This is a genomic window from Methyloversatilis discipulorum (genome assembly GCF_000527135.1).
GTDB lineage: Bacteria > Pseudomonadota > Gammaproteobacteria > Burkholderiales > Rhodocyclaceae > Methyloversatilis > Methyloversatilis discipulorum.
Genome location: NZ_AZUP01000001.1, coordinates 2,229,943 through 2,253,810, shown reverse-complemented (window position 1 = coordinate 2,253,810; position 23,868 = coordinate 2,229,943). Strand labels below are relative to the sequence as shown.

Below are 23,868 nucleotides of genomic sequence, written 5' to 3'. Positions count from 1 at the left end.
CACCGCGGCAACGCCCGCCTGTCATTTCCTCGAAGAAACAAGGATCTGTCTGGATGGCCCCGATTTTGCTGTCAGCCGCTGTCGAGTGACCGATATCCGAAAGGCTGACGAAATGAGACTGCTTGCCCTGACCGCGACGACCGTGCTGCTGAGCGCGGCATCGCTGGCCCAGGCCGCTGCACCGACCGCGGTGGCGACCTGGAACTTCAACAACACGCTGGCCGCCGATGAAGCCGGAAAGCCTGCACTGTCCGTCATCGATCCGCTGGCGACCAGCGGTTTCATGATGGACACCGTATTCGGCGAATCGCGCTGGGTGTACCGCTTCGACGGCAACGCCACGCCCAGCCAGCAGGCCGGCCTGTTCGTCGACAGCAGCGGGCTGCTCGATGCCGACGACGCCTATTCCGTCGACATCGTGTTCCAGTTCGAAGCCGACACGGCGAGCTGGGAGAACATTTTCGGCGTGTCCAACCGGCAGAGCGACAACGCGCTCTACATCGATCCGGGCCAGCGCCTGGAGGTGTGGCCCAGCGGCGACGGCCCGACGCCCTTCACCTATGGCGAATACCACCGCGTCACGCTGACCAACAACGGCAACGACACGGTGACCGGCTATATGGACGGCATCTTCCAGTTCACGCTGAGTTCGACCTCGATGAATTTCAGCGCCTACGCGGCAGCCAACCCGTCGCGCCTGATCCACTTCTTCGCCGACAACCTCGTGGGCGGCGGTCAGGGCGAATTCGCCGACGGCCGCGTGGCGTCGATCCGGCTGTACGACATCGAGCTCGACGGCGATCAGGTCGGCGAGCTGCCGCCGCTGCCGGCGGTGCCGGAGCCGTCGGCGGTCGTGCTGATGCTGGCCGGCCTCGGCGTGATCGCGGCGGCGGCCCGTCGCCGCGCCTGAAGCACCCGGGGACGGCGGTCTACCACTTGCCGATGGACTTGATGTAGGCCACCAGTTCCCAGATCTCTTCCTGCGTGAACACTTCGCCCCAGGGCGGCATCGGCGTTGCGCCCTTGCCGCCGTCGCGGATGGTGTTGAATACGTATTCCGCTTCCAGCCCCTCGCGGTCGACAAACAGCGCCGGCTTGTGGCCGTGGCAGTAGTCGGCGCAGGTGGACTGGAAGCGGCCCTGGCCGGCCTTGATGCGGGCCGGGTCGGCGAGGTCGAAGGGGGCGGGGCCGGCGGGTGCCGCGCCTTCCGCGGCCTTGTCCGGCAGTACGGCGTTGAAGGCCATCGCCGAAGCCATGCAGCTCATCAGGGCTGCGAAGGTGAGTTTCCGTATATCCATTGATCCGTTCCGGGTAGTGCGTGTTCTTGATGACCGTGCCGCGCGTCGGCGCGGCACGGTCCGGACGCAGGCTTGCCGCGTCCTGCCTCAATCGACCTGGACGGCCACCAGCTCGGCCGGCAGGCCGGCGCCACCGATCGGCACCACGACGTACTGCTTGCCGCCGGCGCGATAGGTCATCAGCGCGCCGAAGGCGGCACCCGGCAGCTTCACTTCGCCGAGCACGTCACCGGTGCGCGCGTCGTGCGCGTACAGGAAGGGTTCCTTCTCTTCCGCGGTCGCCTGCGTGATCAGCGCATTGCCGCGCGACGACAGGCCGATCACCGAGTTCGTACCTTCCGGTGCCAGAAAGAGCACGTCGTCGGTCAGCGCGATGAAGCTCTCGCGCGGCACGCCGACGCGATCCAGCTTCAGGTCCTTGATCGCCGGGTGATCGACCGGGCCCTTGCCGGCCGGCACGCGCCACAGGTGCTTGCCGGTGTTCATGTCGATCGCGGTGACGGTGGAGAAGGGGGGCTTGAACAGCGGCAGACCTTGCGGACCGCCGACGCCGGCCCAGGTGCCGGTGTAGTCGTACACGCCTTCGTTCTCCTTCTTCAGCTTGATTCCGAAGGGAATGGTGAAGGACGGCACGTACAGCACATTGGTCTTCGGGTTGTGCGCGGCACCGGCCCAGCTGGCGCCGCCAAGTACGCCCGGCACCTGCAGCGTGCCGGCCTTGTCGATGGTCGGCGGCGTGTACAGCGGGCCGTAGTTGTAGCGCGACAGGATTTTCTTCGCCTCTTCCTTCAGTTGCGGCGTCAGGTCGATCAGGTCGTCCTCGGTGACGCCCTGCTGCACGAAGGGCGCGGGCAGGCTGGGGAAAGGTTGCGTGAGCGAGGACCGTTCGCCCGGCACCGTAGATTGCGGCACCGGCTTTTCGGTGATCGGCCATACCGGCGCACCGGTGCTGCGGTCGAATGTGAACACGAAGCCCTGTTTGGTCACCTGCGCCAGCGCCTTCACCTTCTTGCCGTTGACGGTGAGGTCCATCAGGTTCGGCGCGGTCGGCAGGTCGTAGTCCCACAGGCCGTGGTGGACGATCTGCTGGTACCAGGCGATCTTGCCGGTCTTCGCGTTGAGCGCCACCACCGACTCGCCGAACAGGCCGTTGCCCTTGCGGTGGCCGCCGTAGAAGTCATTGGTCGGCGTCGAGAAGGGCAGATAGACCAGGCCCAGTTCCTCGTCGCAGCTCGGGCGCGCCCACATGTTTGCCGAGCCGGTGGTTTTCCACGAACCGTCTTCCCAGGTTTCGTTGCCCGGCTGGCCTTCCTGCGGCGGCTGTTCGAAATGCCACACACGCTTGCCGCTGCGGATGTCGAAGGCCTGGATGTCGCCCGGCGGATGGTTCTTCATCGGCGCGCGACCGACGGCGAAGGAATCGAGCACAGCCAGACTGGGCACGATGGTGTTGCCGCACACGATGGGTGGCGAAGTGAGGGCAACGAGCGAACGGTCGACGAAGCGACGCAGGCCCTTGGTCATGTCGATGCGGCCCTTGTCGCCCCAGGACTCGATCGGCTTGCCGGTCTTCGCGTTGAGCGCGATCAGGTAGCCGTCGCCGGTGCCGACCAGGATGCGCTTGTCCTCACCGTTCGCCCAGTAGGACAGGCCGCGGCTGATGAAGCCCAGATTGGGCGGCGTGCCTTCGATATAGGCCTTGGGGTCGTAGGTCCACAAGGTCTTGCCGGTTTTGCCGTCGATCGCCGACACCATCGCCATCGGCGAGCTGGAGTACAGCACGCCGTCGATCGCCAGCGGCGTCGACTGGTTCACCCAGGTGCGCAGTTCGGCGTTGTCCTGCCATATCTTGTTGTCCGGCATGGCCCAGCGCCAGGCCACCTTCATCGACTTCACGCTCTGTGCGTTCACCTTGCCGCCGGCCAGATAGCGCGAGCCGGCCTTGTCGCCGTTGTACTCGGTCCAGTTGCCGTCGCCCGCAGCGGCCATCGCCAGCGGGGCTGCGCCGAGCATGATGGACAGCCACAGTGTCTTCCTGGCTGCGCGGGGAAAAGCGCCCGCGGAATTCAGCATCGCCATGTTTCCTCTCTCCAATCGAGTTCGTTGTGTTCGTCTGTGGAACGCAACGGCGGTCTGCCGCTGCGTGCCAGGACGACGCAAGATCGGTGCCGATGGAAACCCGGGAAATGCGCCCGGCATGGTCCGGGATAATCGCCAGCGGGATACGGGTGTACCGCTTTTCGGGGTCGCAACGGAGACGGGTGTCTCGCGCGGGCGTGCGACGTCTCAGCGCTGGACAGGTCGTGCAGGGGGGGCTGGCGTGACCCACGCTCAGGCACGGTCCGCCAGTCGCGATCGGCCTCCCACCGGAAGCCGGGTGGTCTGCTCGCGAAGCGGCCGGTGTCAGAAACGCAGGTGGCGGAAGTGCGCCGGCGCGTGCGATACGACCGACGAGGCGATCAGCAGCACCCAGAACAGGCCGGCGGCGAACTGCGGCAGCGTGATCATTGCGGCGACGCCGAGCAGTTTGAGCGGAATGAACAGCCCGGCCAGTTCGACTGCGTGGCGCGGCTTGCTCCACACCTCGATGCCATAGAGGCCGAGGCCGGTCGCCAGCATCAGCGCGGCGGCGCCGCGGCGGTATTCGTCGTGGCCGGTCAGCAGTGCGCTGCCCACCAGCACGACGCCGACCAGATGCAGCGAGCGCAGCGCAACCAGCAGCCAGCGGCGGCCGGGAAAATCGCGGCGGTTGCTCGGCGCGAAGTCGTGGGGCAGGTCGTGCGTGGGCATGGCACGAGTATGACTCACCACGCATCCACCGGGCTGATGTCGTCGCTGGCGAAGGGCAGGAAGGGACCGGTGCCGCTGTGGTCGGCGCTCGACGCCGGTACGAAGGCGCCGCGGTGCACGTCGAACACATGCACCTCGCCTTCCTCGATCACATAGTGCCAGCCGTGCAGCGCGAGCTGCCCGGCGTCGACCTGACGACGCACCATGGGGTAGTCCATCAGCCTTTCGAGCTGCAGCACGACGGCGCGCTGTTCGGTACGGCGCAGCGCCTCGTCGGTGAGCTGCACTGGCAGCACCGCTTCGCGCCCGAGGTCCAGCCAGGCGTTCAGATTGGGCGCGTCCGGCCCGACGCCTTCGTACAGCGCGCGCACGCCGCCGCAGTGGCTGTGGCCGCAGACGACGATGTGGGCGACCTTCAGATTGAGCACCGCGTACTCGATCGCTGCGGCCGTGCCGTGGAAGCCGGCCAGTTCGCCGCGCTGCGTGCCGCCGTCGTAGGGCGGTACGAAGGCGCCGACGTTGCGCACGATGAACAGCTCACCCGGACCGGTGCCGGTCAGCAGATAGGGCACCAGGCGCGAATCGGAGCAGCCGATGAACAGGATGGTCGGGTGCTGGCCGTCGCGCACCAGATCCTGGAACTGTTCCTGCACGCCGGGAAAGGTGTGCTCGTGGAAGCGGCGCAGGCGGGCGAGCAGTTCGTCGGGCATGGCGATGTCCTCCGGTTCAGACGGCGCGGTGCAGCAGCGGGCCGATGGCGTCCAGCGTGTTCTTCAGCAGCAGGCCGTACTCGGTGTCGCCCTCCATCACCAGCGCGCGTTCGAAGAACAGGCGGTCGGCGTCGTCGTCGCCGCGCAGCAGGCGCAGGTAGCTGGCGCTGTCAGCGGCGATGCGCAGCGCGACCGGGCCGTGATCGGGCGCGCTGCGGAAGCGGCCGTCGCGCAGCGCGAGGCGGCAGCGCAGACCGAAGTCGCGTACCTCGATCTCCACCGTGTGGTCGGCAAGTTCGAGCGCCGCGTCGGCCGGCAGGCGCGGACGCAGCACGCGGTTCAGTGCCGCGGCGAGCAGCAGCGAGGGTGGCTGTATCGGCAGGCGGGCGATCAGCCTGCGCAGTGCGGCGGGCGGCGGCGGCAGTGCCGGCAGCCTGATCGGGAACGAGGTGTTCATGCGGGCATCCTTTCCAGTCCGGGGCGGCGGTGGGCGTAACCATTGACCAGGCCGCCGGGCAGGCTCAGCGCTTCGAGCGCAGCGGCGGCTTCAGCGGCGTCGGCCTGGCCGTTGTAAGTGCGTTCGAACAGGTCGAGCACGGTGGCGAAGTCGCGCGAGGTCGGTGACAGCCGTGCGCGCGTGACGCCAGCGGCGCGCAGTGCCGGCGCGTCGGCGATCAGGCAGTGCTGCGCCGCCGACTGCGTCTGTATGCCATTCAAGGCGAGGAAGTGCTGCTGTTCGGTGGTATCGAGCAGCAGGCCGTCCGGATGCTCGATGCAGCGGAAGCCGCACTGGTCCTTGCTCAGGTGGAAATGGCGCGCAGTGAAGCAGCGTGCCGAGAAAGCCAGCGGCAGGCGGCCGAAGGCGAATACCTCGGTGGCGACCGGCGTGTCGTTCGCCGGTCCGCCGGTCACCGGTGCGGCCGGCGGATTGATCAGCGCCAGCGCGTCCAGCGCAAGTTCGACCGGTGCCACCCAGCGGATGGCGCCGAGTGCGGCATGCTCGCGCAGCGCCGGCTGGCTGTAGACGTTGATGTGCGGGCCGAGCACGAAGGGTCGGCCAGCCAGTGCGCGCAGCGCCGAGGCGTCGCCCGCTTCGACCAGGAATTCGGTCTGGTCGGCCCAGCGGTGCAGTGCGCGCAGGTCGGCAGCCGATTCGAGCAATGCCTGACTGGCCAGCACGATTTCCTTGCCGCAGGTGGCGAGCTCGCGCGCGAGGGCCAGCCAGTCCTCGGTCTTCATTTCATGGCGGCGGCTGCACACGACTTCGCCGAGCACCACGGTGTCGGCGGGTGACTCGGCGACTTCGGCGTAGAAATCGAGCAGCGTGCGGCGCGGCCAGTAATACAGCACCGGGCCGACGGTCAGTGCGATGCGGGCGTTCATCTGTGTGTTCATCGGTTCACCGCCACGGCCGGTCGTAGGCGCCCAGCGTGTGCTGCTGGCCTTCGGCCCAGCGGCCGAGCGCGGCGGTCCATTGCGGCTGTACGCCGAAGCGCGCCGGCTGCGCGGCGCAGTCGTCGATGGCGGCACGCCAGACGCGGGTGACCTGTTCGACATAGGCCGGGCTGCGTTGTCGCCCCTCGATCTTGATCGCGGCAATGCCCATGTCCATCAGCTGCGGCAGCAGCGCCAGCGTGTTCAGGCTGGTCGGTTCTTCCAGCGCGTAGTCGCGCGCGCCGTCGACGTCGAAGCGGCCCTTGCACAGCGTCGGATAGCCGCGCGGTTCGTCCGGCGCGTAGCGGTCGATCAGCACGCCATTGAGCCGGGCCGATACGCCGTCGGCGCCGTCCTCCCAGCGCACGGCCGACGGCGGCGAGCAGACACCGGCCGTGTTCGGCGACTGGCCCGTCGCGTAGGACGACAGCGCACAGCGGCCCTCGACCATGACGCACAGGCTGCCGAAGCCGAACACCTCGATCTCTGCGCTGCTCTGCCGGCACACCTGTTCGACCTGCGGCAGCGTCAGCACGCGCGGCAGCACGGCGCGACGGATGCCGTAGCGCTCGCGGTAGAAATCGATCGCTTCCCAGGTGGTGGCCGAAGCCTGCACGGACAGGTGCAGACGCAGATCGGGGTGGTGATCGCGCGCGTAGGCGAGCACTGCGGTGTCGGCGCAGATCAGCGCGTCGATGCCGAGGCCGGCGGCGGCATCGACCGCGGCGAACCAGCGTTCGGGCGCACGCGCGTCGGCGAAGGTGTTGAGCGCCATCAGCACTTCGCGACCGCGGCTGCGGGCGTAGGCGATGCCGTCGCGTGCCTGCGCGAGGTCGAAGTTCAGACCGGCGAAGTTGCGCGCGTTGGTGGCGTCCTTCAGGCCCATGTAGACGGCGTCGGCGCCGGCGTCGATGGCCAGCGTCAGCGCGCGCAGCGAGCCGGCCGGGCAGACCAGGGCGGGTTTTCGGGGGAGCGTTGCGTGGGCGGTGCGGGATGTTTGCATGTCGGAAAGGTCCGGAACTGCGGGCGCCGCCCAGTGTGGGCATCGCGCGCGGCGCCGTGTTGATCCGGGTCAGACCGGTTGCACACGGCGCCGCGCGATTTGAGTCACTGCACCAGCGGCGTGTCGGCGATGTCCATGTCCACGCCTTCGAGCACGGCCTGACCGGCCAGCAGCGCGACGTACTGGCGCAGCGCGGTGGCGAAGCTCTGCTGGCGCAGCGAGGCGGCGACGGTGCCGCGCACTTCCTCGAAGGGCTGCACGGTGCCCGCTTCGCGCTCCTGCACGTCGATCACGTGGAAACCGAAGCGGCTGTGCACCAGGCGCGGCAGTACACCGATGTCGTGCTGGCCGAAGATGGCGCGGGCAAATTCAGGCACCACTTCTTCCGGCGCCAGCCAGCCGAGGTCGCCGCCGCGTTCGCTGCTCGGGCAGTTCGAATTCTGCCGGGCGGCGTCGGGGAAGGGGTCTTCGCCGTCGGCGTGCGCACGTACGTCGATCAGCACCGCTTCGGCCCGACCGCGCAGTGCATTGACGTCCACACCCGGCGTCACCGCGAACAGGATGTGGCGCATGCGTGCGCGCTGGCCCACGGTGTAGCGGCCGAGGTGGGCACTGTAATGGCGGCGGCAAGCCTCTTCGGATGGCTCCGGCACCTGCACCGCCTGACCGATCAGCGTGTCGATGGCGGTAGCGGCCTCTTCCGAAATCAGGCCGTCGGCCGACTGTTCGTCGCTGGCCGCAAGCAGGCCGGCCTTCTGGGCGGCCTGGCGCAGCAGTTCGGTGCAGGCGCGGTTGCGCAGTTCGTCCGGCGTAACGTCCTCGTCCGCACCGTTGATCGCGATGCCGTTGACGCGGGCGATGCCGCCGCTCTGTTGCGTGGACTGCATGGTGTCTCCTCGATCCTTTTATGAATGGATGCGCCGCGCAGCGGCGACGCATCCTTCACATCATCTCAGACACCGGCGCCCGGCTGGCGCGGCTGATTGTGTCCGGCCGGCAGGTTGAGCCGGCGTGCGCGCACCACCTGGTAGGGGCGGAACACGTACAGCACCGAGGCGAAGCCGCTCCACACGTGCACCAGACGGGTGAAGGGGAACACCAGGAAGATGGTCATGCCGAGGAACATGTGGGTCTTGAACACCCAGCCGGCTTCGGCCAGCAGTTCCGGCGCGCCGGCGCGGAAGGTGACGATGCGCTGCGCCCACTCGGCGAGCAGCATCATCATGCTGCCGTCCAGATGCTGTGCCGACAGCGGGATGGTGGCCAGACCGAGCAGCAGCTGCACCCACAGCAGCACGGCGATGACGATGTCGCTGGTTTTCGACGTGGCGCGGATGCGCGGCTCGGTCAGCCGGCGGTGCAGCAGCAGCGTCAGGCCGATGAAGCCGAGCAGACCGGCGATGCCGCCGGTCACCATCGCGACCAGCTGCTTGGCGCCGGCGCCGATGAAATGCTCATAGACGACGTGCGGCGTCAGCATGCCGAAGAAGTGCCCGAAGAACAGGAAGAGCACGCCGATGTGGAACAGATTGCTGCCCAGCCTGAGCTGGCCGCGGCGCAGCAGCTGCGACGAATCGCTCTTCCAGGTGTACTGGTCGCGGTCGAAGCGCAGCAGACTGCCGATGAAGAATACGGCGAGGCAGATGTAGGGGTAGTAACCGAACAGCAGGTTGTCGAGCCAGGAAGTCATGGTTGTACTCCTTGAGTGGCGGAGGACTTGCGGACGAGGTTGATGGGCTGCGGTGTGCCGGGCTTGGCCTGGCCGTGCGAGGAGCAGCCGTCGAAGGCGAGTGGTTCGGCCCAGCTGTCGTCGAGCGCTTCGTCGGGCTGGATCTTCACCGCGTGGGCGCGTTCGCCGGCCAGTTCGATCAGCGCGCCGACCACGCTCGCGTAGCGGCTTTCGCGCTTGACCAGCGCCGTGAACAACGCATTCAGGATGTGCGTCATTTCGGCGAGGAAGGCGCGCGCCTCCTTCGGCGGCTGGGTCGAGGCGAATTCGAGCACCACCGGCAGGTAATCCGGCAGTTCGCCGGCGGACAGGAAGAGGCCGGCTTTCTCGTAGGTCTGCGCCAGATCGATCATCGCCGGCCCGCGGTCGCGCGAATCGCCATGCACGTGTTCGAACAGGTGCAGCGAGGTCGAACGGCCGCGGTCGAACAGTTCGACGTAGGCGGCTTCGCCATCGAGCGCGGGCTGCTGCTGCAGCGTGTCGATCAGCGCATCCAGCTCGGCCAGACGGGAGGCCGACAGCGCCGCCTCGTCGTGCAGCGCCAGGCGCAGGTCGGGCAGCAGTCCGCGCAGGCTGGCGTCCGGGTAGCCGATCAGCAGCGCGCAGGCGCGCAGCGTGTGGGTCATTTTCTTCGGTGTCGTAAAAATGGTCATACCACCGCCTTGATCGGGATGGTCCGGCGCTTGTTGCCGCCGAACAGGCTGCTGTCGGAACTGCCTTCCGAGCAGCCGTTACCGAATGAGAAGCCGCAGCCGCCGCGCACGTCGAAGGCGTTCTCCGCGTACTCGCGGTGGGCCGACGGAATGACGAAGCGGTCCTCGTAGTTGGCGATCGCCATCACGTGGTACATGTCCTCGACCGCGGCCTGGCTGATGCCGACCTGGGTCAATGCCGCGGTATTGATGCGACCATCGACGTGCTTCTCGCGCTGGTAGGCGCGCATCGCCAGCATGCGTTCGAGTGCGCGCACGACCGGTTGCGTGTCGCCGGCGGTAAGCAGGTTGGCGAGGTATTTGACCGGAATGCGCAGCTGGTTCACGTCCGGAATCTCGCCATTGACACCGACCTGGCCGGCGTTGGCGGCGGCGGTGATCGGCGACAGCGGTGGCACGTACCACACCATGGGCAGCGTGCGGTATTCCGGGTGCAGCGGCAGCGCCACCTTCCACTCCACCGCCATCTTGTAGACCGGGCTGCGGCGGGCGGCTTCCATCCACGAATCGGGGATGCCGTCGGCACGGGCCTGTTCGATCACCTTCGGATCGTTCGGGTCGAGGAAGATGTCGAGCTGGGCCTGGTAGAGGTCGCGGTCATGTTCGACCGAAGCCGCTTCCTGGATGCGGTCGGCGTCATACAGCAGCACGCCGAGGTAGCGGATGCGGCCGACGCAGGTTTCCGAGCACACGGTGGGCTGGCCGGCTTCGATGCGCGGGTAGCAGAAGATGCACTTCTCTGCTTTCCCCGATTGCCAGTTGTAGTAGATCTTCTTGTACGGACAGCCGGACACGCACATGCGCCAGCCGCGGCACTTGTCCTGGTCGATCAGCACGATGCCGTCCTCTTCGCGCTTGTAGATCGAGCCGGACGGGCAGCTGGCGACGCAGGCCGGGTTCAGGCAGTGCTCGCACAGCCGCGGCAGGTACATCATGAAGGTGTTCTCGAACTGGCCGTAGATGTCCTTCTGCACCTCGTCGAAGTTCTTGTCCTTCGAGCGCTTCGAGAATTCGCCGCCGAGAATCTCCTCCCAGTTCGGGCCCCATTCAATCTTTTCCATGCGCTGGCCGGTGATCAGGCTGCGCGGCCGCGCGGTCGGCGCCGCCTTCATTTCGGGCGCCGACTGCAGGTGGTCGTAGTCGAAGGTGAAGGGCTCGTAGTAGTCGTCGATTTCCGGCAGATGCGGGTTGGCGAAGATCTTCATCAGAAGCTGCCACTTGCCGCCCTGGCGCGGCGCGATCGAGCCGTCGCTCTTGCGCATCCAGCCACCCTGCCACTTGTCCTGGTTCTCCCATTCCTTCGGGTAACCGATGCCGGGCTTGGTTTCGACGTTGTTGAACCACGCGTATTCCATGCCGGGACGGCTGGTCCACACGTTCTTGCAGGTGACCGAGCAGGTGTGGCAACCGATGCACTTGTCGAGGTTGAGCACCATGCCGATTTGAGCGCGTATTTTCATGTCATGTCTCCTTAGGCGTGGGCGGTATCGGTGGCAGCGGCTTCGCCGTCGAGCCAGTCGATGCGCTTCATCTTGCGCACGACGACGAACTCGTCGCGGTTGGTGCCGATGGTTCCGTAGTAGTTGAAGCCGTAGCTCAGCTGGGCATAGCCGCCGATCATGTGCGTCGGCTTCAGCACGATGCGGGTGACCGAGTTGTGGATGCCGCCGCGCGCACCGGTGATCTCCGACCCCGGCGTGTTGATGATCTTTTCCTGTGCGTGGTACATCAGCACCATGCCCGGATTGACCCGCTGGCTCACCACGGCGCGCGCGGTGATCGCGCCATTCACGTTGAACAGTTCGACCCAGTCGTTATCGACGATGCCGGCCTTCTTCGCGTCGTCCTCGGACAGCCAGATCACCGGGCCGCCGCGGTTCAGCGTCAGCATGTGCAGGTTGTCGCTGTAGGTCGAGTGGATGCCCCACTTCTGGTGCGGCGTGATGAAGTTGAGCTGGATCTCCGGATTGCCGTTGCTCTTGATGCCAGCGATCGCCGCCGTGGTCTTCAGGTCCACCGGCGGGCGGTAGCTGACGAAGCCTTCGCCGAAGGCGCGCATCCACGGATGGTCCTGGTAGAACTGCTGACGGCCGGTCAGCGTGCGCCATGGGATCAGTTCATGCACATTGGTATAGCCGGCGTTGTACGACACCTTCTCGCTCTCCAGTCCGGACCACGTCGGCGACGAGATGATCTTGCGCGGCTGCGCCTGGATGTCGCGGAAGCGGATCTTCTCGTCCTCGCGATAGATGGCCAGGTGCTCGTGATCGCGCCCGGTCTGCTTGCCCAGCGCCTTCCACGCCTTCACCGCGACCTGGCCGTTGGTTTCCGGCGCCAGCATCATCACCACTTCGCAGGCGTCGATGTCGCTGTCGATCTTCGGCATGCCCTTGGTCGCGCCCTCATCGGTCACCAGACCGTTCAGTTCGCCAAGCTGGCGCACCTCGTCCTGCGTGTTCCAGGCGATGCCCTTGCCGCCGTTGCCCACCTTGGTCAGCAGCGGGCCGACCGCGGTGAAGCGCTTGTAGACGTTCGGGTAGTCGCGCTCGACCACCGTCATCTGCGGCGCCGTCTTGCCCGGGATCAGATCGCACTCGCCGCGCTTCCAGTCGGCGACGCCGAAGGGCTGGGCCAGTTCGGCCGGGCTGTCGTGCATCAGCGGCGTCAGCACCAGTTCGCGTTCGACGCCGAGGTGGCCGACGCACACTTCGCTGAACTTCTTGGCGAAGCCCTTGTAGATGTCCCAGTCGCTCTTCGACTGCCAGGCCGGGTCGACCGCGGTCGACAGCGGGTGGATGAAGGGGTGCATGTCGCTGGTATTGAGGTCGTTCTTCTCGTACCAGGTGGCGGTCGGCAGCACGATGTCCGAATACAGGCAGGTGGTGCTCATGCGGAAATCGAGCGTCACCAGCAGGTCGAGCTTGCCTTCGGGCGCTTCCGTGTGCCACTTCACTTCCTGCGGCTTGGCGTCGTCCGAGCCGAGGTCCTTGCCCTGCACGCCGTTGCTGGTGCCCAGCAGGTGCTTCAGGAAGTACTCGTGGCCCTTGCCGCTGGAACCGAGGATGTTGGAGCGCCACACGAACATGTTGCGCGGCCAGTTCTGCGGCGCGTCCGGGTCCTCGCAGCTCAGTTCGAGCTGGCCGTTCTTCAGCGCGCCGACCGCGTAGTCCTTCGGATCGACGCCCGCCGCGTTGGCGTCGCGCACCACCTGGATCGGGTTGGTCTTCAGCTGCGGCGCGCTGGGCAGCCAGCCCATGCGCTCGGCGCGCACGTTGTAGTCGATCATGCTGCCGCCGAACAGCGACTTGTCGGCGAGCGGGGACAGCACTTCCTCGACGCCGAGCTTTTCGTAGCGCCACTGGTCGGTGTGCGCGTAGAAGAAGCTGGTCGAGTTCTGCTGCCGCGGCGGGCGTATCCAGTCGAGTGCGAAGGCGAGCGCGGTCCAGCCGGTCTGCGGGCGCAGCTTCTCCTGCCCGACGTAGTGCGCCCAGCCGCCGCCGCTCTGGCCGATGCAACCGCACATCATCAGCATGTTGATGATGCCGCGGTAGTTCATGTCGCAGTGGTACCAGTGGTTCATCGCCGCGCCGATGATGACCATGGACTTACCGCGGGTCTTGTCGGCGTTGTCGGCGAACTGGCGGGCAACCGTGATGATCTGGTCGCGCGGCACGCCGGTGATCTTCTCCTGCCAGGCGGGCGTGTAGGCGATGTCCTGATCGTAGCTGCTCGCACCGGTGTCGCCGGGAAGACCGCGGCCGACGCCGTAGTTCGCGACCTGCAGGTCGAACACGGTGGCCACCAGTGCGTCGCGCTTGTCGCCTGCCTTGCCGAGCGCGATGCGCTGCACCGGCACCGTGCGCAGCAGCACGTCGCCGCCGCCCTGCGGGCTGTTCGGGAAGTGTTCGTGCTCGATGCCGCCGAAGTAGGGGAAGGCGACCTGCGTGTGCTCGACCGGGGTGGTATCGCCTTCGAGCACCGACAGTTTCAGCTTCACGTCGCCGCCGTGGCGCGCTTCCTTCGCTTCGAGGTTCCACTGGCCAGCGTCGGCGCGGCCGTCCGGGCCCCAGCGGAAGCCGATGGCGCCGTTGGGCAGTACGACGCGGCCGTTCTCGTCGAAGGCGACCGTTTTCCAGTCAGGATTGTTGGCCTGCCCCAGCTTTCCGTTGAAGTCGCTGGCGCGCACGTAGCGGTCCGGCACCATCACCGTCTTGCCGTTGGGCAGGGTGTGTTCCTTCAGCAGCACCAGCATGGGCAGATCGGTGTAGCGGCGCGCGTAATCATCGAAGTACGCAGATCTTCCGGCCCCCAGGTCGCCGCTGCGCGGCGCCCGCCCCCCGAGGGGGTCCGCCTCGCTTGGGGCGGCCCGGCGCTCTGCGGCGCTGCCAAAGTAGAACTCCTTCAGGATGACGTGGCCCATGGCCATCGCCACCGCGGCGTCGGTGCCCTGTTTCGGGTGCAGCCAGAGGTCGGCCAGCTTGCTGATCTCGGCGTAGTCGGGCGTGACGGCGACGGTCTTCGCGCCCTTGTAGCGGACCTCGGTGAAGAAGTGGGCGTCCGGCGTGCGCGTCTGCGGCACGTTGGAGCCCCAGGCGATGATGTAGGTCGAGTTGTACCAGTCGGCCGATTCCGGCACGTCGGTCTGTTCGCCCCAGATCTGCGGGCTGGACGGCGGCAGGTCGCAGTACCAGTCGTAGAAGCTCATGCAGACGCCACCGATCAGGCTCAGGTAGCGGCTGCCGGCGGCATAGCTCACCATCGACATCGCCGGGATCGGCGAGAAGCCGATGATGCGGTCCGGGCCGTGCTTCTTGATGGTGTAGACGTTGGCGGCGGCGACCAGCTCGTTCACCTCGTCCCAGCTGGAGCGGACGAAGCCGCCGAGGCCGCGCACCTGCTGGTAGTCACGGCGCTTCGCGTCGTTCTCGACGATGGAGGCCCAGGCTTCGACCGGGCCATGCTTCAGGCGCGCCTCGCGCCAGCTCTTGAGCAGGCGGCCGCGCACCATCGGATACTTCACGCGGTTGGCGCTGTAAAGGTACCAGCTGTAGCTGGCACCGCGCGCACAGCCGCGCGGCTCGTGGTTGGGCATGTCCCAGCGGGTGCGCGGGTAGTCGGTCTGCTGGGTTTCCCAGGTGACGATGCCGCCCTTGACGTAGATCTTCCACGAGCAGGAACCGGTGCAGTTCACGCCGTGGGTGGAGCGCACGATCTTGTCGTGCGCCCAGCGGTCGCGGTAGGCATCCTCCCAGCTGCGGTCTTCGCCGGTGGCGATGCCGTGATCGCCCGAGAAGCTCTCCTTCGGGGCGGAGAAGTGGGTCAGTCGGTCGAGAAAGTGGCTCATGTGTGCTCTCCTGTAGCGGGGCTCGGCGGGGGCATGGGGTCAGGGGTTCTTCACGTACGCATTGCGGCGCAGGTAGAACCACCAGTTGATGAACAGGCAGATCGCGTAGAACGCGGCGAAGCCGTACATCGCGAGCTCGGGCGTGCCGGCCTTGATCTGCGCACCGATGACCACCGGTGCGATGAAGGCGCCGTAGGCGGCGACCGCGGACGTCCAGCCCAGCACCGGGCCGGCCTGCTGGCGATCGAAGATGACGCCGATGGTGCGGAAGGTCGAACCGTTGCCGATGCCGCTGGCAAAGAACAGCACGATGAACAGGCCGAGGAACATCGGGAAGTACTGCTCGGGCGTGGCCGAGCTGTAGGCCAGCTTCATCACGTAACCGACCGCCACCGACGCGACGACCATCACCAGCGAGATGATCTGCGTGACGATGGAGCCGCCCCACTTGTCGGAGATCCAGCCGCCGAGAGGGCGCACGGCGGCGCCGACGAAGGGGCCGATCCAGGCGAAGGCCAGCACGGTGGGCGCGTTCGGGTTCGGCAGCGTGTGCTGCATGACGCCATTGGCATCGGGCACGTGGCTGACGCCGAAGATCACCTTCATCGCCAGCGGCAGCGCCATCGAGAAACCGATGAAGGAACCGAAGGTGACGATGTACAGGATGGTCATCGACCATGTGTGCTTGTCGCTGAAGATCTTGAACTGCCGGGTCACGCCTTCGCGCATCGGGCCGAAGGCGGCGAGCTTCATCACCGTCAGCGCCATGATGATGTCGAGCGGAATCGCCACCCACATGTTCAGCAGGCCCAGACCGGTCGGCGCCGGCAGGTACAGATAGAGCATGAAGATCGCGGGTACGAAGGCCAGCGTGTACAGATAGGTGATCTTCGAGAAGGCGACGATGGGGTTGCCGGTGTCGGGCGACACCGCCTTCAGGTTGTTCATGCCGAACCAGCACAGGATGGATAGCGGCACCAGCGACAGCACCCAGGCGAAGCCGGCGTTCTGGATCCAGGTCGGTGTGCCGGCGGCGATCTTGCCGAAGATCCAGCCGCTGTCCTTCATCAGCGTCATCGGCTCGCCGCCGAAGGCGCCGAGCAGCGGCACGGTCATCACCAGCGGGATGACGATCTGCATCGTCGTCACGCCGAAGTTGCCGAGGCCGGCGTTGAGGCCCAGCGCGGTGCCCTGCAGCCGCTTCGGGAAGAAGGTGCTGATGTTGGACATCGAACTGGCGAAATTGCCGCCGCCGACGCCGCACCACAGCGCCATCAGCTGGAACACCCACAGCGGCCAGTCGGTGTGCTGCAGCGCGATGCCGGTACCGATGGCCGGCGCCAGCAGCATTGCCGTGGTCAGGAAGATGGTGTTGCGGCCACCGGCCAGGCGGATCAGGAAGGAGGCCGGGATGCGCATCGTGGCGCCGGAGATGCCGGCGATGGCGGTCAGCGTGAACAGCTGGTCCTGGGTGAAGGGAAAGCCCAGGTTGAGCATCTGCACGGTGATGATGCCCCACATGCCCCAGACCGCGAATCCGCACAGCAGCGCGGGAATCGAGATCCACAGGTTGCGGTAGGCCACCTTCTTGCCGGTCGATTCCCAGAAGGCATCGTCCTCCGGCCGCCAGTCCTCGACATCGGGGCCGCGGGGGGCGCCCTGTACCGGACGGGTGCCGGCGTGTGTGCTTGCGTTCATGATGATCTCCGTGGTGTCCGGTTCAGGACTGGGCTGCGGACGTGCTGTCCATCAGCGGGGTGCGGCGGACTTCGGTGAAGTACATCCAGATCAGCGACACCCACACCACGCCGTACATCAACATGAAGGCGCTGGAGCGTATGCCGGTCAGATCGAGCAGGGCACCGAACATGATGGGCAGCACGAAGCCGCCAAGGCCGCCGGCCAGGCCGACGATGCCGCTGATGGTGCCGATGTTGGCGGGGTAGTCGTTGCTGATGTACTTGAACACGCTGGCCTTGCCGAAGGCCCAGGCGATGCCGAGGATGAACATCAGGCCGGTGAAGGCATACACGTTCAGACCGATATGGAAGGTCTGCTCACCGTTGATGGTGACGACGGTGAATTGCGTCTGCGGGTAGCTGAGCAGGAAGAGGCAGATCCAGCTCACCCACAGCACCCACCAGGTGACGCTGTGCGCGCCGTACTTGTCGGACAGCCAGCCGCCGATCGCGCGAAGCACGCCGCCGGGCAGCGAGAAACAGGCGGCCAGCAGCGCGGCGGCACGGATGTCGAGGCCGTACTCGCCGACGTAGTACTGCACCATCCACAGGCTGAGCGCGACGTAACCGCCGAACACGATGCTGTAGTACTGGCAGTACTTCAGCACGCGCGGGTCCTTCAGCGCCTTGAGCTGGTCGACGAAGCGCACATTGCTCGGCACCAGGTGGGCCGGGTCGCTGTGGCTGAACAGCCAGAAGATGATGACGGTGCCGAGCATGATGGCGGCGTACACCTGCGGCACCATGGTCCAGCCGAAAGCGACCAGCAGGGCCGGTGCGACGAACTTGTTGACCGCCGCGCCCGAGTTGCCAGCGCCATACACGCCCATCGCGAAGCCCTGCTGCTCCTTCGGGAACCAGCGCGCGACATAGGGCGTGCCGACCGAGAACGAACCGCCGGCCAGGCCGACGAACAGGCCGATGACGAGGAAATGCCAGTACTCGGTGGCATAGCTCATCATCCAGATCGCCGGCACGGTGGCCGCCATCAGCAGCGTCATCACGATGCGACCGCCGTACTTGTCGGTCCAGATGCCCAGCGGCACCCGCACCAGCGAGCCGGTGAGCACCGGCGTGGCGGTCAGCAGACCGAACTGGGTGGCGTTGAGATCGAGCGCCTTCTTGATCGGTATGCCGATCACGCCGAACATCATCCACACCATGAAGCACACGGTGAACGCCAGGGTGCTGACGATCAGCACCGACAGTGCCTGCCCTTTCCTGGTCATGACGGAATCCTCCCTTTAAGACTGATGCGATCTTAGGGAGCGGGTCAGTACGGCGGCATCCTTCGGTGGTAGCGCACGGACGATGCGGAAGAACGATGACGCGGACGTTCGGGTAGTTCCGAAGAACTACTGCATCGTCCGAATGGAGGAGGGTTGACCAGGGTCAATGAGTGCGGCTGCGACATGGGGTTCGTCGCGAGCAGAGCTTGCTCCCGCAAGACCGGCTCTTGGCCGCGACTGCAACGGTGGCGCTGCGCACGGTCGAGCAGGCCTGTCGCCCGTCTGTCACGCTTTCGACGAACCCGGCAACCGGTGTGCCGATGTCAGATCAGGCCGCGTTCCACCGCGATGACGGCGACCTGTACGCGCGAGGCGACGCCCAGCTTGCGCAGGATGTGCTGCACGTGGATCTTCACCGTGGTTTCGGCAATGCCGAGGTCGCGGGCGATCACCTTGTTGCTGTCGCCGCGGGCGATGCCGCGCAGGATGTCGGTTTCGCGCGGCGACAGTGCGCCGCTCTGGGGCGGCGTCTCGGCCGCAGCGGGCGTCGGGGTGGCCGCCTGGCGGAATACCTCGACCAGCTTGCCGGTCATTTCGTCGGCCACCACCGGCTCGCCGCGCATGGCGCGATGGATGGCCCGCGACAGCGCTTCGCCCTCCATCGTCTTCAGCAGATAGCCGCTGGCGCCGGCGCGCAGCGCGGCGGCCAGATCTTCGCCGTCCTCGCTGATGGTGAGCATGATCAGACGCGCGCCCGGCGCCGCCTCGCGCAGCGCCGGCAGCGCGTCGACACCATTGACGCCGGGCAAGTGGTTGTCGAGCAGGATGACGTCGGGCTGTAGTGCCTCGGCGCGCCGCTGCGCCTCTCCCGCGTCGGCGGCGTCGCCGACGATCTGCAGCTTCGGGTCGCGCGACAGCAGGGCGGTCAGACCACGGCGGAACAGGGTGTGGTCATCGACCAGCAGGATGCGTATCGGTGTGTCGTCGTGCGTACTGTTCATGAGGCGGCCTGCATGGGCTGTAGGTCGAGCAGTGTGGGGTCGCTGGCAGGCAACGTCAGGATGACCGAGGTGCCGCGACCGGGGGTCGAGAACACCTCGATGCGGGCACCGATGCGCGCGGCGCGTTCGGTCATGATGCGCAGTCCGACATGGGTTTCGTCCGGCGGGCCGCCGTCGGTGGAAAAACCACGACCGTCGTCGCGTACTTCGAAGCGCCATTGCGGCTGCTGCTGCACGTCGAGCCAGACATGGCCGGCGCGCGCATGCTTGCGTACGTTCGAAAGCGCTTCCTGCACGATGTGCAGCACCTGGATCTGCACGTCCGGCAGCAGCGGCAGTCCGTGGTCGCGCATCGCCAGCGAGGCGCGCACGCCGCTCTGGTGTTCGAACTTGCGCAGCGTGGCGAGCAGGGCGGCTTCGATGTCCTCGGCATTGGCGCGGGTGCGGAAGTGCAGCAGCAGTTCGCGCACGTCGCCCGAACTTTCGCGCAGGCCGGCTTCGAGTTCGTCCAGCATCGCACGCGCGGCGGTCTCGTCGTGCGCGGCCAGCGCGTCACGCATCATTTCGACCTGCATCTTCATGAAGGCCAGCGACTGCGCGATCGAGTCGTGCAGTTCGCTGGCCAGGAAGTTGCGCTCCTGCGATACCGCGGCTTCGTTCTGCAGCGCGTTGAGGCGCAGGTTCTCCATGCCGCTGGCCAGATGGGTCGCCAGCGCTTCGAGCAGCGAACGGGCCGGCGCGGACAGCTCCACGCTGGCGTGGAAGAACAGGTCGACCTCGCCCATCAGCCTGTCCTTCAGGCGAACCGGCACCGACACCAGAGTTTCGAAGCCGGCCTCGCCGCAGTATTGCAGCGCCTCGCCGCCCATCGTACGGATCGGGATGACGCGCGCGAAGGGCGGGGCGTTCGGCGCGCCGCAATGGCATTCGTCCGCCTTCAGGCAGCGCTCGCCGTCGGTCATGTAGGCCGGCAGTCCTTGCGAGGCGAGCATCAGGTAGCGCTGGTTCGATTCATCGGACCAGCGCAGCGCGACGCCGTCGGCGTGCACGGCGCGCGCGACGTAGCCGACGAAGCCGCGCGCCAGTTCTTCCAGCGAGCGGGCGGTGGCGATCAGCGAGGTCACTTCGTACAGCGCCTCCAGTCGCTCGCGCTTTTCCTGCAGCTCGGCCGTTTTGGACGTCACCTTGGCTTCGAGATTGCGGTACATGGCCTGTATCTGTTCCGCCATGTCGTTGAAGCCGTCGGCCAGCGTGCCGAATTCGTCGCTGCTGCCGCGTTCGACGCGGGCGCCCAGATCGCCCTGCTGAATCCGCTCCAGCGCCTGCTTGAGCTGACCCACCGGTTCCAGCACGAACAGATAGCCGATGTAGAGCAACACCACCGCACCGATCACGGCCAGCGCCATCGTTGCGAGTTGCAGCAGGTTGAGCAGCGCTGTCCAGTGCGACATGTGGTTCTCGATGCCGGCCACCAGCGCATCGATGCGCCCGGTGAAGCGCGCGGTGTCGTCGCGCAGACCGTCGCTGCCGCGCGGTGCGGCGTCGAGCCAGCGCTCGCTGTAGGTACGCCAGTCGCCGCGTACCTGATCGAAGCTGCGCCGGATGTCGTTGTCCAGCGGCATGAACAGCGGGCGCTCGGGGTCGCCGGCACGCAGCAGTTCGAGACTGCGTTCGAATTCGCGTCGGGCGTGCGGCAGCGCTTCGCGTTCGCCGGTGGCGACCAGCAGCGACATGCGGTAAGCCTGCATGCGCATGCGCCCGGCCTCGTTCACGGCGGCAGCGCCGCCATCGAGCTGCCATGACATCCACAGCGTGAGCGTGATCGACAGCAGCGCGAGCAGGGCGAACGGCGCCGCAGCGACAGCCAGCTTGGCGCCCAGTCCCCAGTGTTCTCGTTTCGACATGTGTCCGAGTTTAGGGGCTGTGCGTGCGAATTTCGAGGTCTACGACGTGATCGACGTCAAGCGGTCTTGCCGCGCACTTATTTCCTTGTACTATCCTTGAGACCGGAACGTCTTCGTCCTCCGCCGCTCGAAGGTGCGAAGACAGCCGCTTCCGGTGCGTGCAGCAGCGCCGCCGCACGCCGGCCCCGAGCCAGAATCCCGCTCGTCGTTTCGCTCCTGGAGAAATGGATGACCTTGTTGAAAGGCCTCCTGTCCGGTTTTTTCGGCCCGCTCCGCACACCCGATCGCTCCCGTGCGCGCCTGGCGCTTGGCGTGGCGGCGCTCTGGGCACCCGGCGCCCTCGTCCTGATCGACCAACCGTGGGCGGCACAGGCAGGCTGGCTGGGCTGGTGCGTGGCCTGCGGCATCTGGCTGTTACGCAGCGGGTCGACGTCGCAAGCGATCGTGCCGTCGCCTCCGCCGGCCGACGATACCGCGGCGCTTCTGCACGAGTTGCCGATGCCCGCCTGCATCTGTTCACTGCCGGACGGTGGCATGCGCGTGCTCAATGCCGCCCTGGCCACGATGGCCAACGAGAGCCCCGATGCGCTGCGTGGTCGCAGCATTGCCGAGTTCTGCCAGACCGCCGAAGACCGGTCACGTGTGGTCGAGGTGCTGGCGCAGGGCCGTGGCACCGACGATGTGGAACTGCCGTTGCGCCGTCACGACGGCTCTGTGCGCTGGGTGTCGGCGGCAACCCGTCCGCTGTCCCATCAGGGGCAGCCGGCGCTGCTGGTCATCTGTCACGACATCACGGGACATAAGCAGGCGGAACGCTCGCTGGCCGCGAGCGAAGAACGTTTCCGCGTGCTGCTCGGCGCGCTGTCAGAGGCCGTGGTGCTGTATGACGCGCAAGCCCGGGTGCTCACCAGCAACCGTTCGGCGGAATCCTGTGCCTGGCTGGATGCGGCCCATGCGGGCCTGCCCGGCGGCAGCGACGAGTTCACCTTGTGTGACGAGCAGGGGCGGTCGCTGGCGCGCGACATGCACCCGGTCATCCGCTCGCTGGCAGACGGTCTGCCGGCACGCGACGTCGTGATTGGCGCCGAGAGTGCGTCCGGCCAGATGCGCTGGCTGACCGTCAACACTCAGCCGCTGTTCCACGCCGGCAGCAAGCGGCCGTACGCGGTGGTGGCCTCCTATTCCGACCTCACCGCGCGCATTCGCGCCGAACGTGCGCTGCGCGCCAGCGAGCAGCGCTACGCGCTGGCCCTGCGCGGCATGAACGAGGGGCTGGCCGAATGGATCACCGGCAGCGACCGCATGTACGTGTCGCCACGTCTGTCGCAGATCATGGGCTACGACGCCGGTGGCCGCCGCATGCGCGTGCGCGAGTTCGTCGCCGGCATCCATCCGCACGACCGCAAGGCCTGGTCGGCCATGGTCGCCAGCCACCTGAAGGGGCGCAGCGATCACTTCCAGCAGGAACTGCGCATGCGTCATGCTGACGGCGGCTATCGCTGGTTTCTGCTGCGCGGCGTGGCGCAGCGCGATGCCAGCGGACGCAGCAGCCGCGTCGTCGGCACCGTGGCCGACATCACCTTGCGCAAGCGGCTGGAAGAGGTCGATGTGGCCGAGCGCGAACTGTTGTCGCTGATCGCCGCCGCCATGCCGCTGTCCGAAGTGATGTCGCGCTTTGCGCGGCTGGTGTCGGGCCTGCTCAATGAAAGTTCGATCTGTGCGGTGCTCTCGCTGGCACCCGACACCGGTGCCGTGGTCGATGTGGTCGGCGCCAATCTGCCGCCCGTGCTGGCCGACTGGCTACGCAGCCCGGCAGGGACCGGCGACGATGGCCGATTGATTGCCGCGCTGCGCGGCCGGCGACCGCTGCTGTGCGAGGATGTGCAGACGTCGCCCGAGCTTGCCGGCTGCAGCCGGCTTTTCGCAGCCGAAGGCCTGCGCGCGTTGTGGGCATTGCCGCTGGCGGCGCAGGACGGCGCGGTGCTGGGCGGACTGATCATCCTGCACCCGCAAGCCTGGCGGCCCGGGCGGGCGGACGAGAACGTGATCGAGCGGCTGGTCGACATCGCCCAGCTGGCGCTGGAACGGGCGCGCGCCGAGCGCCAGGTGCGCGAACTGAACGAATCGCTGGAGCGCCGCGTGGCCGAACGCACCACGCTGCTGGAGCAGGCGAACAGCGAACTGGAAGCCTTCTCGTACTCGGTGTCGCACGACTTGCGCAGTCCGCTGCGGGCGATCAACGGCTTTGCGCATCTGCTGGCAGAGCATGCCGGCGCGGTGCTGGACGACGAGGGGCGCGACATGCTGGAGCGCATACAGCGCGGCGCCTCGCGCATGGGCCTGCTGATCGACGACATCCTGCATTTCTCGCGCGTGTCGCGCGTCGACATGGCGCACAGCGAAATCAATCTGGACATGCTGGCGGCCAACGTCGTCGCCGATCTGGCCGAACAGTACCCGGTGGCCAGCGTGGAGCTGTCGCCGCTTGGCCACGCCAGCGGCGACCAGTCCATGCTGCGGCAGGTGTTCGTGAACCTGATCGGTAATGCGCTGAAGTTTTCGTCGCGCAGTCCGCAGCCACGGGTCGAGGTGTTCGTCGAACGCCGGCGCGGCATCGCCGCGATCTGCGTGCGCGACAACGGGGTCGGCTTCGATACGGCCTACGCCGACCGCCTGTTCGGCGTGTTCCAGCGCATGCACGGCGCGGAGGAGTTTCCGGGCACCGGGGTGGGGCTGGCCATCGTCAAGCGCATCGTCGAGCGGCACGGTGGCGTCATCTGCGTCGAGGCGGCGCCGGGGCGCGGTGCCACCTTCCGTTTCACGCTGGCGGGCTTCCGTCCGTTCGATCAGGCGGATGCAGTGCCGGCCGACGCGCCGGCGCGGACCGGGACGGTACCCCGTACAGGTACTTGAGGATGACAGATGCGAAAACGGAGCGGTCCGCCAGGGCGGAGCGCTCCGTCGTGTCGGGGCG

Annotated in this window: 18 protein-coding genes; 2 read left to right on the top strand and 16 right to left on the bottom strand. The window is 66.9% G+C overall.

Features of this window, described 5'->3' with window-relative positions:
- Positions 1 to 112: 112 nt before the first annotated feature.
- The gene (locus METFAM1_RS0110365; protein WP_019919546.1) at positions 113 to 910 is read left to right on the top strand and encodes a PEP-CTERM sorting domain-containing protein; all 798 of its coding nucleotides are present in this window, start codon (positions 113 to 115) and stop codon (positions 908 to 910) included.
- 19 nt (positions 911 to 929) lie between these two features.
- On the opposite strand, the gene METFAM1_RS0110360 is transcribed toward METFAM1_RS0110365, so the two are convergent.
- The 16 genes from METFAM1_RS0110360 to METFAM1_RS0110285 all read right to left on the bottom strand — a co-directional run bounded on the left by METFAM1_RS0110360 (position 930) and on the right by METFAM1_RS0110285 (position 20,894).
- Positions 930 to 1,298, bottom strand: a complete 369-nt coding sequence (locus METFAM1_RS0110360; protein WP_019919545.1) for a c-type cytochrome — start codon at positions 1,296 to 1,298, stop codon at positions 930 to 932.
- Positions 1,299 to 1,385: 87 nt separating this feature from the next.
- Positions 1,386 to 3,371 carry a pyrroloquinoline quinone-dependent dehydrogenase gene (locus METFAM1_RS0110355; RefSeq protein WP_232419727.1) on the bottom strand — a complete coding sequence of 662 codons (1,986 nt, stop codon included), beginning with the start codon at positions 3,369 to 3,371 and terminating at the stop codon, positions 1,386 to 1,388.
- Between the two features lie 330 nt (positions 3,372 to 3,701).
- On the bottom strand, positions 3,702 to 4,088 hold the full coding sequence (locus tag METFAM1_RS0110350) for a hypothetical protein (RefSeq protein WP_019919543.1): 387 nt from the start codon (positions 4,086 to 4,088) through the stop codon (positions 3,702 to 3,704).
- Between the two features lie 14 nt (positions 4,089 to 4,102).
- Complete coding sequence (locus METFAM1_RS0110345; RefSeq protein WP_019919542.1) at positions 4,103 to 4,798, bottom strand: carbonic anhydrase; 696 nt, start codon at positions 4,796 to 4,798, stop codon at positions 4,103 to 4,105.
- Positions 4,799 to 4,814: 16 nt separating this feature from the next.
- On the bottom strand, positions 4,815 to 5,255 hold the full coding sequence (gene ubiT, locus METFAM1_RS0110340) for a ubiquinone anaerobic biosynthesis accessory factor UbiT (RefSeq protein ID WP_019919541.1): 441 nt from the start codon (positions 5,253 to 5,255) through the stop codon (positions 4,815 to 4,817).
- Entirely contained in the window at positions 5,252 to 6,193 is a 942-nt protein-coding gene (locus tag METFAM1_RS0110335; RefSeq protein ID WP_019919540.1) for a U32 family peptidase, read from the bottom strand. The genes ubiT and METFAM1_RS0110335 overlap by 4 nt, the downstream gene beginning before the upstream one ends.
- A gap of 4 nt (positions 6,194 to 6,197) precedes the next feature.
- Positions 6,198 to 7,235: a ubiquinone anaerobic biosynthesis protein UbiU gene (gene ubiU, locus METFAM1_RS0110330; RefSeq protein WP_019919539.1), complete on the bottom strand. Its 1,038-nt coding sequence runs from the start codon at positions 7,233 to 7,235 to the stop codon at positions 6,198 to 6,200.
- 104 nt (positions 7,236 to 7,339) lie between these two features.
- Positions 7,340 to 8,122: a peptidylprolyl isomerase gene (locus METFAM1_RS0110325; protein WP_019919538.1), complete on the bottom strand. Its 783-nt coding sequence runs from the start codon at positions 8,120 to 8,122 to the stop codon at positions 7,340 to 7,342.
- 65 nt (positions 8,123 to 8,187) lie between these two features.
- Positions 8,188 to 8,925 carry a respiratory nitrate reductase subunit gamma gene (gene narI / locus METFAM1_RS0110320; protein WP_019919537.1) on the bottom strand — a complete coding sequence of 246 codons (738 nt, stop codon included), beginning with the start codon at positions 8,923 to 8,925 and terminating at the stop codon, positions 8,188 to 8,190.
- Positions 8,922 to 9,590, bottom strand: a complete 669-nt coding sequence (gene narJ / locus METFAM1_RS0110315; RefSeq protein WP_027491054.1) for a nitrate reductase molybdenum cofactor assembly chaperone — start codon at positions 9,588 to 9,590, stop codon at positions 8,922 to 8,924. Before narJ ends, narI begins: the two co-directional genes overlap by 4 nt.
- A 23-nt stretch (positions 9,591 to 9,613) precedes the next feature.
- The gene (narH, locus tag METFAM1_RS0110310; protein ID WP_024300625.1) at positions 9,614 to 11,137 is read right to left on the bottom strand and encodes a nitrate reductase subunit beta; all 1,524 of its coding nucleotides are present in this window, start codon (positions 11,135 to 11,137) and stop codon (positions 9,614 to 9,616) included.
- An 11-nt stretch (positions 11,138 to 11,148) separates the two neighbouring features.
- Entirely contained in the window at positions 11,149 to 15,021 is a 3,873-nt protein-coding gene (locus METFAM1_RS0110305; protein WP_019919534.1) for a nitrate reductase subunit alpha, read from the bottom strand.
- Positions 15,022 to 15,060: 39 nt separating this feature from the next.
- Positions 15,061 to 16,719: an MFS transporter gene (locus METFAM1_RS0110300; RefSeq protein WP_019919533.1), complete on the bottom strand. Its 1,659-nt coding sequence runs from the start codon at positions 16,717 to 16,719 to the stop codon at positions 15,061 to 15,063.
- A 22-nt stretch (positions 16,720 to 16,741) separates the two neighbouring features.
- The gene (locus tag METFAM1_RS0110295; RefSeq protein ID WP_019919532.1) at positions 16,742 to 17,989 is read right to left on the bottom strand and encodes an MFS transporter; all 1,248 of its coding nucleotides are present in this window, start codon (positions 17,987 to 17,989) and stop codon (positions 16,742 to 16,744) included.
- A gap of 323 nt (positions 17,990 to 18,312) precedes the next feature.
- Complete coding sequence (locus tag METFAM1_RS0110290) at positions 18,313 to 18,990, bottom strand: response regulator (protein ID WP_019919531.1); 678 nt, start codon at positions 18,988 to 18,990, stop codon at positions 18,313 to 18,315.
- Positions 18,987 to 20,894, bottom strand: a complete 1,908-nt coding sequence (locus METFAM1_RS0110285) for a type IV pili methyl-accepting chemotaxis transducer N-terminal domain-containing protein (protein ID WP_019919530.1) — start codon at positions 20,892 to 20,894, stop codon at positions 18,987 to 18,989. The genes METFAM1_RS0110290 and METFAM1_RS0110285 overlap by 4 nt, the downstream gene beginning before the upstream one ends.
- A gap of 228 nt (positions 20,895 to 21,122) precedes the next feature.
- On the opposite strand from METFAM1_RS0110285, the gene METFAM1_RS0110280 reads away from it, so the two are divergent.
- Positions 21,123 to 23,807: a PAS domain S-box protein gene (locus METFAM1_RS0110280; RefSeq protein WP_019919529.1), complete on the top strand. Its 2,685-nt coding sequence runs from the start codon at positions 21,123 to 21,125 to the stop codon at positions 23,805 to 23,807.
- Positions 23,808 to 23,868 lie beyond the last annotated feature (61 nt).

Coding starts and splice junctions, on each gene's coding strand:
- METFAM1_RS0110365 (WP_019919546.1), top strand. CDS start 113: ATGAGACTGCTTGCCCTGACCGCGACGACCGTGCTGCTGAGCGCGGCA.
- METFAM1_RS0110360 (WP_019919545.1), bottom strand. CDS start 1,298: ATGGATATACGGAAACTCACCTTCGCAGCCCTGATGAGCTGCATGGCT.
- METFAM1_RS0110355 (WP_232419727.1), bottom strand. CDS start 3,371: ATGCTGAATTCCGCGGGCGCTTTTCCCCGCGCAGCCAGGAAGACACTG.
- METFAM1_RS0110350 (WP_019919543.1), bottom strand. CDS start 4,088: ATGCCCACGCACGACCTGCCCCACGACTTCGCGCCGAGCAACCGCCGC.
- METFAM1_RS0110345 (WP_019919542.1), bottom strand. CDS start 4,798: ATGCCCGACGAACTGCTCGCCCGCCTGCGCCGCTTCCACGAGCACACC.
- ubiT (WP_019919541.1), bottom strand. CDS start 5,255: ATGAACACCTCGTTCCCGATCAGGCTGCCGGCACTGCCGCCGCCGCCC.
- METFAM1_RS0110335 (WP_019919540.1), bottom strand. CDS start 6,193: ATGAACACACAGATGAACGCCCGCATCGCACTGACCGTCGGCCCGGTG.
- ubiU (WP_019919539.1), bottom strand. CDS start 7,235: ATGCAAACATCCCGCACCGCCCACGCAACGCTCCCCCGAAAACCCGCC.
- METFAM1_RS0110325 (WP_019919538.1), bottom strand. CDS start 8,122: ATGCAGTCCACGCAACAGAGCGGCGGCATCGCCCGCGTCAACGGCATC.
- narI (WP_019919537.1), bottom strand. CDS start 8,925: ATGACTTCCTGGCTCGACAACCTGCTGTTCGGTTACTACCCCTACATC.
- narJ (WP_027491054.1), bottom strand. CDS start 9,590: ATGACCCACACGCTGCGCGCCTGCGCGCTGCTGATCGGCTACCCGGAC.
- narH (WP_024300625.1), bottom strand. CDS start 11,137: ATGAAAATACGCGCTCAAATCGGCATGGTGCTCAACCTCGACAAGTGC.
- METFAM1_RS0110305 (WP_019919534.1), bottom strand. CDS start 15,021: ATGAGCCACTTTCTCGACCGACTGACCCACTTCTCCGCCCCGAAGGAG.
- METFAM1_RS0110300 (WP_019919533.1), bottom strand. CDS start 16,719: ATGAACGCAAGCACACACGCCGGCACCCGTCCGGTACAGGGCGCCCCC.
- METFAM1_RS0110295 (WP_019919532.1), bottom strand. CDS start 17,989: ATGACCAGGAAAGGGCAGGCACTGTCGGTGCTGATCGTCAGCACCCTG.
- METFAM1_RS0110290 (WP_019919531.1), bottom strand. CDS start 18,990: ATGAACAGTACGCACGACGACACACCGATACGCATCCTGCTGGTCGAT.
- METFAM1_RS0110285 (WP_019919530.1), bottom strand. CDS start 20,894: ATGTCGAAACGAGAACACTGGGGACTGGGCGCCAAGCTGGCTGTCGCT.
- METFAM1_RS0110280 (WP_019919529.1), top strand. CDS start 21,123: ATGACCTTGTTGAAAGGCCTCCTGTCCGGTTTTTTCGGCCCGCTCCGC.